Raw genomic sequence first — 13,261 nt, 5'->3', positions numbered from 1 at the left:
CATAACTTTTTTTTCAGCCCCCCTGATGGATACTCGCAATGACGCGGTGGTGAGTGGTTTTTGTCAGCTTCCGTCGTCCTCATCCTGTCCCCAACAATTCCACTCCCTAAAACGGACGGACAGGGCAACCCTAAACCCGATAGCAGCGTAAAGCCCGCACGAAGTAAGGCTTGCAGCGTATAGCGGGGCTATCGGTACCTAAGTAGCAAGCCTTTGCTTTTCAAATTCCTTACTCCACCACCAACAATAACCCCTTCCCCGTTGCTACAGGTATTTCGCCATCTGCCGAAAATATATTGGCTTGCTGGAAGTTTTTAATCGGTTGGGCGGTTATTTTGGCTTTTGCGGGGTCGATGCCGAGGGCTTTCCAGTCGATGGTTAGTTTGATGCTGGTGTCGGTATCTGCCCAGCTGGCGATGGCTACGAGGGCTTTGTTGGCCTTTTTGTACACGGTTGCCAGTACTTTAGGGTTGTTGGTTTTTACGGGGCTGTTGGGTACCCAGTAGCCTATCATTTTGCTGCCCTGCATACCGAATTGGTCCCAGGCTTGCCAGATAGGGCGCGGGTCGGCGTTATCGCTCCAGGGCATGCGGTTGGTCATGCCGAACACCATGCCGCGCCAAGGGTTGCCGCCGTCCTGCAGCATTTCGCCCATCAGGCCGAAGGGGATGCCCGATACCTCGGTGAGGAAAAAATCGGGGGAGTTCTTTTCGTAATCGAAGTACTCGCCAAACCACAGGCGGTTGAGGTAGGGGAAGTGCTCCATATACAGGTTGGCGCTGTTGTTAAAACCGTCGCTTTTGTTGTATTGGTTGGCGCTGTGCAGGTCGATAATGCCGGGGTGGCCATCCTGCGTAAGCACGCGTTTAATGCGTTTCATGGTGATACGGTCGAAAGCCACATCGTCCAGGTAAATACCATCGATACCTACGTTCTGCACCAGCCAGTTCATGCCTTCTACGTAGTAGTTGTGCCAGCGACTCATCCCGCTGTTCACGATGGCGGCATCTTTAATTTCGGGCACATACCAGGCGGCGATGTAATCGTCGCCCAGGTGTTCCTGCAGCCACGAGTAGCCGCCACCTTTGCCGGTAGAGTATATCTCATGACCAAGGCTGCGCATGGGGAAGGTTTCATAGGCACTGTTGCTTAGCTCGCGCACGGTATTGTAGATTTTTACTTTAAGGCCTAGCTGATGCGCCGAATCGATATAATGCTTCATGGCGTCATGCGCAATGAAGGGATAATTGATGGTAGGGTTGATGGGCGTAGCATGGTGTATGTTCACCACGGTAGCGCCGGTGGCCTTAATGCTATCCAGGTTGTTGTACTTGTGATAGAAACGCGTGCTCCACTGAAAATCGGTATTGATAGGGTGGAAGGGGGTGATGAGCAGCGTGAAGTTGTAGTAAAGCACATCGCCCTTCTTCATGGTACGCGGACCGCTGTAATTATCGGCCAGGATGTTGTTTCCGTACCGTTTGATGAGGATGCCGCCCTTGCCTTCGTTACCCCAGCTGGTAGGCAATAGCAGCGGTTTTTGCAGGTAGAAGTTGGTGTTAAGGGGGCGCACGTAATGCTCATCGCGCAGGGAGTATTGCAGGCCGGCGTTCACTTCGCCTAACCAGGCACCGTCCTGGTTCTTTTTGGCAACGTCCCATTTCCAGTTGAGGGTATCGGGGCGCAGGCCGCCTTTTTGGTTGAGGCCCATCAGGTATTTGGATGCGGCGGTATCAAAGGGGATGTGGAGTTTGATATCGTCGAGGGAGATATCCTGCAGGGCCGTGAGTTGCACTTCGTAATGCATGTAACCGTCGAACTCAATACTGCCGTCAACATACATCTGTAACTCATCTGATTTGTAATTGGTTTCCCAGCTTACTTTGCCTGGTGCTTTATCAGTGAAGCCAAAACCATCAACATAGCCCCTTCCGATGCTGTTACCTGTTTTGGGGTCGAACGCGTCGATAGTGCCAGTATATCCTTTAAACGCGACATCTTTATGTGTAGCCGCATTAATCACATGGAAATGGATACCCTCGCCCAAAATGTTCTTGGCTAAGTCGGTGGTGCCGGTCATTTCAGGCGTGAAGAAAGTTTGTATCTGTATGGGGAAACCATTATTACCAAGTATGACCTTACGTCCGAGGAGGCTGATGGTTTTATCATCAACCATTAGCGGCGTATAGGGTTTTATCACGTCGTTTTGCTGCGCGAGGGTAGAGTTGAGCCAGGTGAGGCGGGTTTGCAGTTCGGGATGATTTACGCCGCCGTTGAGGGTAGGCTGAGGCTTTACGGTAATTGTGACAGGAACTGTTGTTGCCGGTGCATTGTCGGCCTTCACCGTTGCTACCCCCGCATACGTACCAGCTGATGCTTTAAATGGAATGTTCACCAGGCACCACATGGCTTGGATGTCGTCTTTGGCAATGTCAACCGTTTTTTCGAGCGAAGTGCCGTCGTATTTGGTGCCGCTGGTATTGAGGCAGCTGAGGTACACAGCTGAAATATAAAGGCCGCCGGAGCTTTTCAGATCAGAGAAGCTCACCTTTACATTCTTCAGATCTTGATTGGCCGCATACACACCCAACTGAAAGCTATAATTCTCGCCCTTAGCTGCCAAGCCGCTGAACGTGGGTGCCGGGCTTCTTTTAGCCCAGCGCTGGGGCAGGTCATGCGTCATTTTGATTGGGTGTTGCCTGTCTTCCGTAAAAACGAGATAGGGTTTGCCGCTTTTGTTTAAGGCTGCCACTTCTGCGTTGGTGGCAATCACCTCCATGGGGTAAAAGCTGTTCATGGCGTTTACGGCCTCCAGATAAAGCAGGGTAGCGGGTTTAGCTTTGCCGGTTTTTGCCAGCCATGCAGCCGATGCCGTATTTTGTAGCGGGAGGTAAACCGCCTTGGGGTAATTGCTGCGCGCGGTTACCTTGTAGGGCATGTAGTAAATGTAGTATGTACCCGGGCCGGAGGTTGGCTCGAACCAGATGCTGCCGCTCTCCTGCGAGATCGCATCCGTCTTTACGTTGCCAATGCGTTTATTGGTTTTGGCATCTACCACGATAATTTGCTTATTGGCTGGGTCATCGTGCCTGCGCCAAGGGATAAAAACCTTGCTTGCGGGTGTCGCTGCCGCCACGCTCACCACGGCGCGATGGTTGCCCAATGAATCAGGATCCCAGCTGTTGTTGCCGTTAACATATTTTACGGTTTGTGCAGATGCGATGCTGCCGACTATTAACAACATGCAGCAAAGGGATAGGGCTTTTATCAGTCGATTCATATGGCGCGGACTTTGGATAGCGTTTACCTGCCAAATTAACAAAAAAATAGTGACAGGTGGTTGGCGGAGGTGTCCTGCGGATAAATCTTATCGCAACAAAAAAGCCACCTGTCTCCAGGCGGCTGTCATTATCTTTTATTAGCAGTAAAATAAGCGGGTTATATCGCGCTTACAAGCTTGCCTGCTGCGGCGATAGTTTTGTTTTGGTAGAGATTTACTACTGCAAGGTTGTTGGTAGCTACATTTTGGGCCATATCGCGGTTAAGGTAAAGTTCTTCGGTGCTGCCTTTGATATCGGCTTTAGCGTTGTTTTTAACCGCTACAGTAAGCTTAAATGCGTTCACGGTAAGTTGTGCCTGCGCGTTATTGTGCAAATCGATGCTGAAATCGATTTTAGATAGCGTGCCGAACGATACGATTTGCGCATTATCGAACAACGATACCGAACGAAGGTCGGTAGCTTTTACCCATATGATTAGTTTCTCGTCGTTATAAGAAGAGATACGCAATGCGCCGCCTTTATTTTGGATAAGTGCGTTTTCGGCGTAGTACTTGTTGTAAACTTTTATCACATCGGCAGGGGCATCGCTCACAAATAGCTGCACGTTGCCGTGTACTTCAATGCTGCTGATGGTGCCAACATCTTCTAATATGGTAAAGGCATCGTCTTTTATGGTATTGGCGTAAACTGGTGCGGTGGTGCTTAAGGCAATAATTGCAATTGCAGTTAAGAATAGGTTTTTCATTTTCATCGTCATTTTATTTTATGGTTTTGCGTCGAATCGTATCACTCTCTTTTCGGATACGACTGAATTATCGGGCTCTTCTGCCCTTTACTTGGGCTTGTGTTTCTGTGCCTTTTAATTCGCTGCAAAGGTGAGGTTTATTTTGAAGGACAGGGTCATCTTAGTGTAATAAATACACTATTTAAAATAGTCGCAAAAAAGGGCCCATTTAATGATTTTTATACTTGTTTTGGGGTGTTTAGGGATACTTTAATTGCAGGTTTTGCATTTTTTGGTACGCAAGCAGAGCAGCGTTTTTCGGCGAGATCGAAACTTGGCGGCGTAAAATGATCATAGCGGCCAAATTTTTTTAGCGAAGCGTGTGCGTTTTTACCGCTGCGCAGGCAACAAAAAAGGGAGAGCTGATGCCCTCCCTCCAGGTTATTCGTTACGCGAAGTATCAGGGTATTAAGTCGCCGCAATTACTTTAGGCTGCAGTATTTTTTGCAGGCTGGTTTCCAGTTCGGCAACGTCAACATGGATGTCTTCTACCAGGCCATCCAGGTAGGCAACCTGCTTATTGGCAGTGCCGCTGTAAAATGCCGAGTATTGCATATCCATCAGTACTGCCAGGTAGGCAAAAAAGTCGGGCATGTAATTGGGCGAGAAAAGCTCCATCAGGTGCGCGCCGGGCTGACACCATATCATGTTAGAGAATGATGCACCATGCGGGCCCAAAATAAAGGCAGCGTTATGATATATCTCTATCTGCTCGGCAATGCTACGCCGCTTGTCTTCTATCACTTCAAAATTGTACTTCTGCAGCATCAGTAATACTTCGGCCTCGTTCACCACGTGCCGCCTGCCCACGCGGCTGATGTATATACGTTTAGGGGCCGTAGTTTTAGGTGATATTTTTTTAGCGATATGCAGTTTTAGCGAGTTGATATCATCGAGCGTGGGGTACCAGTAAGCTATGTTGCCTGTAATTACGCGTGGGCTAACGGGTTTCGTATGGCGGGTATCTATCAAATTTAAAGGTTCAACGTCCAGCAGCTGCATAAAGTCGGCCTCGTAGGCGGTGTTAAACAGCGGGTAGGCTATGGCTATACCTGCCGTATCGGCAATGGCATCCTGTATGCGGCAAAGCTTGGCCGCCACTAAAAAAACAAAATCGTAATAGCCGCCAAACATAATACCATCCTGCAGTTGGCTAAAAAGCACAATAACGGCAGGCAAGTTTTGGGTGGGGCGGGTATCGGGTTTCCAAATATCCCGGTAAAAGCTAAAATTGCCGTCTATGCATATTACGCGCTTCTCTACAATGGGCGATCCGTTGCGCGTTACCCAGGCCGTTTTGCCGGGCTGCTGATATTCCCAAACATAGGTATGCTGGGTGGTGATTTCTTTTTCGGCAAAAATAACCTGTGCGCCCTCGCCGCTGTTTGCTGTTTGCGGCAGCAGCAAGGTGTTGCCCATACCTTCGGCAACCAGGTAGGGCTGCAAAAAGTTGATTGTTTTACGCTCATTAAGCACGCGGAGGCCGTAAAACCTCAGGGCTAAATCGCGCAACCGCATCAGCGTTTTTTTTATGCCTGCAGCCTTTATCAACTTCATTATTAAATGTTTCATATTTATAATTCAAACGATTACTAAAAAAATCCGGTGTTTCTTGTATTGCTAAACAATTAAGGATTTAATCAGATCAACAACGTTCGCGTTAAAATATAAATAGGCTCTTTAGATGTTATGGGCGGCCCGGTCGATTTTGGCCAAACTACCCCGTTTGCAACAGCCGCAGGGCAGGTAAAGGGTATATCTTTTGGTAAGGGTGGCAGTTCGTAAATGGCCACTAATACCTCAAAATCTGCTGGTGGGGTGAAGTTTTCGCGTACGGTATAAACACCATGGCGGTAACAGCAGTTGCAGTCATCGCCGCAATCCTCTTTAGGTTCGGCGGCTTTTGCCTCGCTGTGCTTATGCGGTTCTTCCATACCATGCATGGCATGGGCATCGGTCTGTTGCGTAACGGTAAAAAGTGAAAAAAGATATTCCGTACTGCAATGCAGCATACAGGCGTAAGCACCCGTAGAGAGTAGCAGGTAAAAAGCGATGATGAACGAAGCCCTAAGCTTTTTCATTAACGGGAGTTAGCAATTATGGTTTAAATATATCCTTTTTAATGCCAATATATAACATGCGTAACGGTAATAAATTATGCACAGCTACTGGTTTATTTTTATTTTCCTCGCAGGTAGGTTGCTAAACACTTAAAGTATAATTTCTTACTTGTCGGTAAAGTTTTTTACAGGTGCGATCACCAAAAAAAATGTAGATATAATTTTAGGGTTCGGTGGCTATGATCTATCTTTAAGGCTTAACAGAACTAGCCTTATCGCATGAAAAAACTTTACGCCCTCATCGTTTTATTAGGCCTTTATGCACATGCTGCGCTGGCGCAGGATAGCACGGCCATTAAAACGGCCGCTTTCGAAAAACAGTTTACGTACCAACATGGCACCATCAAAGTTGGTGATGGCATTGCTACGGTAACCATCCCCAAAGGCTTCAAGTACCTCGATTCGGTACAGGCCGCTAAAGTACTTACCGATGTTTGGGGCAACCCCAAAACGCCGACCCTGGGCTTTATCATGCCCGAAGAAAACGGCATATTAAGCGGCTACGTGTTCAACATCCAGTACGATGCTATTGGCTATGTGAAGGACGACGATGCCAAGGATGTGGACTACGACGAGTTGCTCGCCAACTTAAAAACCGAATCTAATGAAGAGAACCCCGAGCGCGAGAAGGCCGGGTTCCCGCCTATCACCATTATAGGCTGGGCCGCCAAACCTTATTACGATGGCGATAAGCACATACTGCACTGGGCCAAAGAGGTGAAATTCGGTACCGACAGCGTGAATACCCTCAACTACAACGTACGTGTGCTGGGCCGCAAAGGCGTGCTGATATTGAATGCTATTGCTACTATGAACGAGCTTGAAGCCGTAAAATCCGGCGTGCCGCAGGTACTTACCATGGTTGAATTTAGCGATGGCAACAAATACACCAACTTTAATTCGAGTATAGACAATGTTGCTGCATGGACTATAGGCGGCCTTGTGGCGGGTAAGATATTGGCCAAAGTGGGCTTTTTTGCCCTCGCTGTAAAGTTTTGGAAAGTAATTGCGCTGGGTTTTGCTGTAGCAGGCGGCGCCATTAAAAAATTCTTCACCGGAAAAAGTAACAAAGCAGCGACTACGCCTGCCGAGGACGAAAAAGAACCGATAGCCGCTTTTGATGATCTGGCCGAGCAGCCTAAGGAGGAGGAACCCAAGAATGAGGAAGAGCCGCCCGGGATAGAACCCGGCCCGGAAGGGACGGATAAACCGCATCAATCATAAGTTTTCACGACTGACATATCCGGGCCTGCAGAAAAGCAGGCCTTTTTTGCTTTGATAGCGGAGGGATGTTTAGCCGCTGTTATCGTAACGATTTATTTACGAGGCATCAAACTTAAAAATCCCGTGGGCTGTTCTCAAAACTAAAGTCTATTTTTAGGCAGTAAAACGCATCTATCAATTAAACACCATAATTATGTTACCAACATTCTCCAGAAAGATTCTTTTTAGCCTCGGGCTGATATCAACCTTTGGCACTGCCTACGCCCAGCAAAACGATGGCGACCCGGTAGAAACCAAATCGCCAAACAGCAGCTACCAGTCCGCTTTTAAAGGGCAAACCCGCATAGCGGGCGTTAAAACCAAGGCTGCCGTATCGGCAACGGTTATCGCTACCGATCTCAAAAGCCCTTTCGGCTTACGCGTGCTGCCTGATGGGCGTTTTCTCATTACCGAGAAAGGCGGTACCATGCGCATACTGAAAGCCAACGGACAGGCCGATAAAACTATTACCGGCTTACCGGCGGTGGTGTTTCAGGGGCAGGGTGGTTTGCTCGATGTAAACCTCGACCCGGCCTTCGCCAGCAACCGTATGCTGTACTGGGATTACGCAGAAGCCGGTGCAGGTGGCTACGTACTGGCCATTGCCAAAGGCAAACTGGCTGCCGATGAAACCAAAATAGAGAATATACAAGTAATATACCGCAACAGCCCGGGTTACAGCGGTACGCTGCAATACGGTTCGCGCATTTTGTTTGATAAGCAGGGCAATTTGTTTGTAAGCACAGGCGAGCGTTCGGGTGCAGACATCCGCATGAAAGCGCAGGACCTTGGCGCAAGCATAGGCAAGGTGATACATATTACCAAAGAGGGCAAACCGGTAGCAGGCGGCCCCTTCGCAGGCAAGACAGGCGCATTGCCCGAGATTTTCGCTTATGGTTTCCGTAACCCCGAGGGGATGGACTGGAACCCTGTAACCGGCGAACTTTGGGAAGCTGAGTTTGGCCCTCGCGGAGGCGACGAAATCAACATTATCCGCGCAGGCAAAAACTATGGCTGGCCGGTGATAACCTATGGCATTGAGTACAGCGGCAGCAAAGTTGGCGATGGCATACAGCAAAAGGACGGCATGACACAGCCCGTTTACTATTGGGACCCCAGCATATCGCCGGCAGGCATTACCTTTTATACCGGCAACGCCATAGCCGAGTGGAAGAATAACCTCTTTGTAGGCGGCCTGGGTGGCTCGCACATTGCCAGGCTGGTCATCCTAAACGATAAAGTGGTAGGTGAGGAGCGCTTATTTAAAGATAAAGGCGAACGCTGGCGCGCCCTGGTTACCGGTAAGGACGGTAACCTGTACGGCGTAACCGATAGCGGCAAACTGTACCGGATAGGGAAGTGATTTTCTGAGTATTGAGTCCGAAGTCTAAAGTAGAAAAATACCTAAGGCGCAACACCAAGACTTCCGGCTCAAGACATTTGACTTAAGACTTAAAAATGAGATACTTATTGATGTTACTCCTGCTTTCTACAAGCTTCGCTTTCGGGCAAAACCATAATGCCGTGATTACGGCTTACCGCCAAAAGTACATGGCTGATTTTTTGGAGGATAAAAGTTCGCCCTTGAAAAAAGAGGACCTGCAATACCTGCGCTTTTATGATGCCGATAGCACATATAAAGTAGTGGCTAAGGCGCAGCTGGTGATCAACCCGGCTAAGTTCGTGATACCCGCTTTTGCAGGAGCAGGGAGCGAATACGTAAAATATGCGGTGTTGAATATGACGGTGCACGGTAAACAGGTTACGCTTTCGGTTTACCGCAGCCCCGCCCTGGCTAAAATTCCGGCCTACGCCGATTACCTGTTCATGCCCTTTACCGATGGCACCAACGGCCACGAAACCTATGGCGGCGGCAGGTACATAGACCTGCGCGAAGGCGACTTTAAAAACGGCACCGTTGTCATCGATTTCAATAAGGCTTACAACCCTTATTGCGCCTTTGCCGGCGGCTACTCATGCCCCAAGCCACCAGACGAAAACCAGTTGCAGGTAGCCATTGCCGCAGGCGAAAAGAAGTACGCCAAAGAGGTTGGACATTGAGTTGAAAGTATATTTTCAACGAAAAGCTTAATCGTTTTAGCAAAAAGTTTTGCAATCACTTAGGTTTTTGTAATTTCAGCATTTAAATAGCCGGGCAATGCCTCCCGGCTATTTATTATGCTACCCATGTCCTTCAAAAAAACCTGCTGTTTTATAACATTTTTGGCAATTGCCGCCACCGTAACCCAGGCCCAAACTATTAAAGCCCGCAAGCCAGCTCCATACTTTTCAAATAGCTTTAAGGCACTCCAGACTGGTTTTGCCACCATCCCTGATTCGGTGCAGACAAGTGTCTACTGGTATTGGATATCAGGCAACATCTCCAGGGAAGGCGTTATAAAAGATTTAGAGGCCATGAAAAAGGTAGGCATCAACCGGGCATTCATCGGCAACATTGGTCTTGATAATGTTCCCGATGGCAAAGTGAAGATGTTTTCTGATGATTGGTGGGATATCCTGCACACGGCCCTCAAAACCGCCACCCGGCTCAATATCCAGATAGGTATTTTCAACAGCCCGGGCTGGAGCCAATCGGGCGGGCCATGGGTTAAGCCACAGCAGGCCATGCGCTATCTTACCTCGTCGCAAATAATGGTTAAAGGGCCGGTATTGCTGAAACAGCAGTTGGTAAAGCCGAAGGCCGATTTTCAGGATGTGAAGGTAATAGCCTACCCCGTAGCGGCCGATTATGCGGCAGATATCAGCGCCCTAAAGCCGCAAATGGTATCAATTCCCGCTATAGATTCCCTCAATAATTTATTCGACGATAACGAACATACCGGCATCAGGCTTAAAGAGGGGGCCAAATTTTCGGTAGACGTGAATGCGGAAACGGCTTATACCCTTCGCAGTGTGGTTATCAACACCACCAGGCAGCCCGTGTACCTGGTGGGGGATGTGCAAGCCAAAACCAACGGCAATTACGTAACCCTAAAGCATTTTGAAATAGACCGCACCAACCCCGAACTCAACACAGGGTTTACGCCCTATGGCCCCGCAACCATTTCGGTGCCTGCAACAGCGGCCACCAATTTCAGAATAGTGTTTACCAGGGTGTCGGGCAATTCGGGGCTAACGGGATTGAAATTCTCGGCAATGCCGGTGGTAGAAAGCTACCTGGAAAAAACACTGGCCAAAATGTGGCCTACGCCGCATCCGTTCTGGACGGCTTATCAATGGCCCTTGCAGCCAAACGACGCAAACGCATACGCCATAGACCCTAACAAAGTTCAGGATATATCTGCCGCCATGGCCGCAGATGGCACGCTTAGCTGGCAGGTACCCGCCGGCAATTGGATAATAGAGCGTACCGGGATGGCGCCCACCACGGTTACCAACGCGCCTGCACCGCCGGAAGGCCGGGGGCTGGAAGTGGACAAGATGAGCACGGAACACGTTACGGCTCACTTCAACGCTTTTATGGGCGAGATATTGAAACGCATACCGGCAGAGGACCGCAAAACCTGGAAAGTGGTGGTGGAGGATAGCTACGAAACCGGCAGCCAAAACTGGACGGATAACCTGATTGCCGAATTTAAACAAGCCTACAATTACGACCCAACGCCCTATTTGCCCGTATTGCAGGGCAAAGTGGTTGGCAACACAGATATGGCCGACCGTTTCCTGTGGGATTTGCGGCGGCTGATTGCCGATGATGTGTCATACAAATACGTGGGCGGGCTGCGCGAGATAAGCCACAAGAACGGCTTAACCACCTGGCTGGAGAATTATGGGCATTGGGGTTACCCCGGCGAGTTTTTGCAATATGGAGGGCAATCTGACGAGATCGGGGGCGAGTTTTGGAGCGAAGGCGACCTTGGCGATATAGAAAACCGTGCAGCCTCCTCCTCGGCACATATTTATGGGAAGATTAAAGTATCTGCGGAATCGTTCACCGCAGCGGGCGCACCTTTTGGGCGTTACCCCGCTATGTTTAAAAAACGCGGCGACCGCTTCTTCACCGAGGGGATAAACAATTCTTTATTGCACGTATATATATCGCAGCCGGCAGATACCTTGCCGGGCTTAACTGCCTGGTTCGGTATGGAGTTTAACCGGCTGAATACCTGGTTTTTTGATATTGACGTGCTGCTACAGTACCTAAAACGTTGCAACATGATGCTGCAGCAAGGTCAGTACGTAGCTGATGCAGCATATTTTATTGGCGAGGACGCTCCTAAAATGACGGGCGTAACAGACCCTGCATTGCCCAAAGGTTACTCCTTCGATTACATTAACGGCGAAGTGATCAGGCAAAAGCTCACCGTAAAGAATGGCAGGCTCAACTTGCCTAACGGCATCAGCTACGGTATTTTGGTTTTGCCGAAACTGGAAACCATGCGCCCGGAACTGTTGGCCAAAATAAAAGAACTGGTGCAACAGGGTGCAGTAGTGCTGGGACCGAAGCCGCTGCGGTCGCCAAGTTTGAAGGGTTACCCTGCCGCAGATAAACAGGTACAAACCATGGCGACCAAGCTTTGGGGTAAAATTGATGGCGTTAAAATAAAGGTTAACCATTATGGCAAAGGCATGGTAATAAGCGGCATGGATATGCAGCAGGCCTTAAATATGATTAAGGTAATCCCCGATTTTAAGGCCACCGGCAGTGACGATGTTTTATTTATCCATCGGCAACTAAAAGAAGGCGACTTGTACTTCGTATCCAACCAGAAAGATGTTCCCGTAAAAATAGGGGCAGCATTCCGCATCAAAGGCAAAGTGCCCGAACTTTGGGATGCTACATCAGGCACCATGCGTAGCCTGCCGGCTTATCATCAAACCGGGGCGATTACGGCGGTGCCGCTGCAATTAGCGCCGCTGGAAAGTGCGTTTATCATCTTCAGGAAGCCGGGCAAGCAAGGCGATACTACCAGGCAGAATTACCCCAGGCCGCTGCATACGATAGGCATCAACCAACCCTGGCTGGTAAGCTTCAACAAAAACATGCGTGGCCCTGCAATGCCGGTAAAGTTCGATACGCTTACAGATTGGGCTAAAAACACCAACGATAGCATCAAATATTACTCCGGTACGGCTTATTATCGTACCACCTTCGATGTCGGCAAAATACAAACCGGAAGCAAGTATATCATTGATTTGGGCTTAGCCAGATCGATCGCCAAAGTATTTGTAAACGGCGTAGAATCAGGCGGGGTTTGGACTCTGCCCTACCGGGTAGATATAACCCGCGCCATAAAACCCGGCTTGAATAAACTCGAGATAAAAGTAGTGAACAATTGGGTTAACCGATTGATAGGCGATGCGCTGATGCCCGCCGGCACACGGCCTACATCCGTATTGTTCGGCCCGGGCGCGCACGATGGTTTGCAACAATCAGGCTTATTAGGGCCGGTGAAGCTAGATGTGATTAAGTATTAGAGTTGTAAACTAATAGCCGTAAAAAGCTTTAAACCGACGATGTTAAGCATTGTTGGAGATCGTTGGCAAATGATGTGTTTTTCGGTACATAACAATATCGCATCACATAGCTTGTAATATCACTTGCTATCTATTTAGAGCTAACGTCATCGTTGCGTGTGTTGATCTTAAAAGGATAATACAAAGGGCAAAAGCTGATAAAGCTGGTCAGAATAAACACACTTGCCAAAACAAGCAGTATAATGGCCAATGTGCCTGACAGCACACCTGTGTAATATAATACGGCTATTGCGACCGCAGCAAGGACCCTTAGCCCACGATCGAGGCCACCCATGTTCTTTTTCATAATTTTAATTTTTTTACTAAAATTACCA

9 protein-coding genes are annotated in these 13,261 nt (G+C 48.9%); 4 read left to right on the top strand and 5 right to left on the bottom strand.

Annotation, left to right across the window (positions count from 1 at the left end; genetic code table 11):
- Positions 1-229: 229 nt before the first annotated feature.
- The 4 genes from E2R66_RS13460 to E2R66_RS13445 form a co-directional block, all read right to left on the bottom strand.
- On the bottom strand, positions 230-3,280 hold the full coding sequence (locus E2R66_RS13460) for a glycoside hydrolase domain-containing protein (RefSeq protein ID WP_204985920.1): 3,051 nt from the start codon (positions 3,278-3,280) through the stop codon (positions 230-232).
- 158 nt (positions 3,281-3,438) lie between these two features.
- On the bottom strand, positions 3,439-4,032 hold the full coding sequence (locus E2R66_RS13455; RefSeq protein ID WP_158288412.1) for a GIN domain-containing protein: 594 nt from the start codon (positions 4,030-4,032) through the stop codon (positions 3,439-3,441).
- A 441-nt stretch (positions 4,033-4,473) separates the two neighbouring features.
- Positions 4,474-5,637, bottom strand: coding sequence for a glycosyltransferase family 61 protein (locus E2R66_RS13450; RefSeq protein ID WP_133231540.1), 1,164 nt, complete (start codon positions 5,635-5,637; stop codon positions 4,474-4,476).
- Between the two features lie 68 nt (positions 5,638-5,705).
- Positions 5,706-6,146: a hypothetical protein gene (locus tag E2R66_RS13445; protein WP_133231542.1), complete on the bottom strand. Its 441-nt coding sequence runs from the start codon at positions 6,144-6,146 to the stop codon at positions 5,706-5,708.
- A 258-nt stretch (positions 6,147-6,404) separates the two neighbouring features.
- On the opposite strand from E2R66_RS13445, the gene E2R66_RS13440 reads away from it, so the two are divergent.
- From E2R66_RS13440 to E2R66_RS13425, 4 genes are all read left to right on the top strand, one after another.
- Positions 6,405-7,409, top strand: coding sequence for a DUF2167 domain-containing protein (locus tag E2R66_RS13440; protein WP_133231544.1), 1,005 nt, complete (start codon positions 6,405-6,407; stop codon positions 7,407-7,409).
- A 193-nt stretch (positions 7,410-7,602) separates the two neighbouring features.
- Complete coding sequence (locus E2R66_RS13435; RefSeq protein WP_133231546.1) at positions 7,603-8,811, top strand: PQQ-dependent sugar dehydrogenase; 1,209 nt, start codon at positions 7,603-7,605, stop codon at positions 8,809-8,811.
- Between the two features lie 95 nt (positions 8,812-8,906).
- Positions 8,907-9,509 carry a DUF1684 domain-containing protein gene (locus E2R66_RS13430; RefSeq protein WP_133231548.1) on the top strand — a complete coding sequence of 201 codons (603 nt, stop codon included), beginning with the start codon at positions 8,907-8,909 and terminating at the stop codon, positions 9,507-9,509.
- Between the two features lie 126 nt (positions 9,510-9,635).
- Positions 9,636-12,887: a glycosyl hydrolase gene (locus E2R66_RS13425; RefSeq protein ID WP_133231550.1), complete on the top strand. Its 3,252-nt coding sequence runs from the start codon at positions 9,636-9,638 to the stop codon at positions 12,885-12,887.
- Positions 12,888-13,017: 130 nt separating this feature from the next.
- Here the strand turns inward: E2R66_RS13425 and E2R66_RS13420 are convergent, their stop codons facing one another.
- Positions 13,018-13,233, bottom strand: coding sequence for a YgaP family membrane protein (locus E2R66_RS13420; RefSeq protein WP_133231552.1), 216 nt, complete (start codon positions 13,231-13,233; stop codon positions 13,018-13,020).
- Between the last annotated feature and the right edge of the window lie 28 nt (positions 13,234-13,261).

Source organism: Mucilaginibacter psychrotolerans, assembly GCF_004519315.1.
GTDB classification, from domain to species: domain Bacteria; phylum Bacteroidota; class Bacteroidia; order Sphingobacteriales; family Sphingobacteriaceae; genus Mucilaginibacter; species Mucilaginibacter psychrotolerans.
This window is presented reverse-complemented; position numbering and strand designations above follow the sequence as displayed.

What these genes read in the sequence shown, in the direction of transcription:
- E2R66_RS13460 (WP_204985920.1), bottom strand. Translation starts at nt 3,280, where the DNA reads ATGAATCGACTGATAAAAGCCCTATCCCTTTGCTGCATGTTGTTAATA.
- E2R66_RS13455 (WP_158288412.1), bottom strand. Translation starts at nt 4,032, where the DNA reads ATGAAAATGAAAAACCTATTCTTAACTGCAATTGCAATTATTGCCTTA.
- E2R66_RS13450 (WP_133231540.1), bottom strand. Translation starts at nt 5,637, where the DNA reads ATGAAACATTTAATAATGAAGTTGATAAAGGCTGCAGGCATAAAAAAA.
- E2R66_RS13445 (WP_133231542.1), bottom strand. Translation starts at nt 6,146, where the DNA reads ATGAAAAAGCTTAGGGCTTCGTTCATCATCGCTTTTTACCTGCTACTC.
- E2R66_RS13440 (WP_133231544.1), top strand. Translation starts at nt 6,405, where the DNA reads ATGAAAAAACTTTACGCCCTCATCGTTTTATTAGGCCTTTATGCACAT.
- E2R66_RS13435 (WP_133231546.1), top strand. Translation starts at nt 7,603, where the DNA reads ATGTTACCAACATTCTCCAGAAAGATTCTTTTTAGCCTCGGGCTGATA.
- E2R66_RS13430 (WP_133231548.1), top strand. Translation starts at nt 8,907, where the DNA reads ATGAGATACTTATTGATGTTACTCCTGCTTTCTACAAGCTTCGCTTTC.
- E2R66_RS13425 (WP_133231550.1), top strand. Translation starts at nt 9,636, where the DNA reads ATGTCCTTCAAAAAAACCTGCTGTTTTATAACATTTTTGGCAATTGCC.
- E2R66_RS13420 (WP_133231552.1), bottom strand. Translation starts at nt 13,233, where the DNA reads ATGAAAAAGAACATGGGTGGCCTCGATCGTGGGCTAAGGGTCCTTGCT.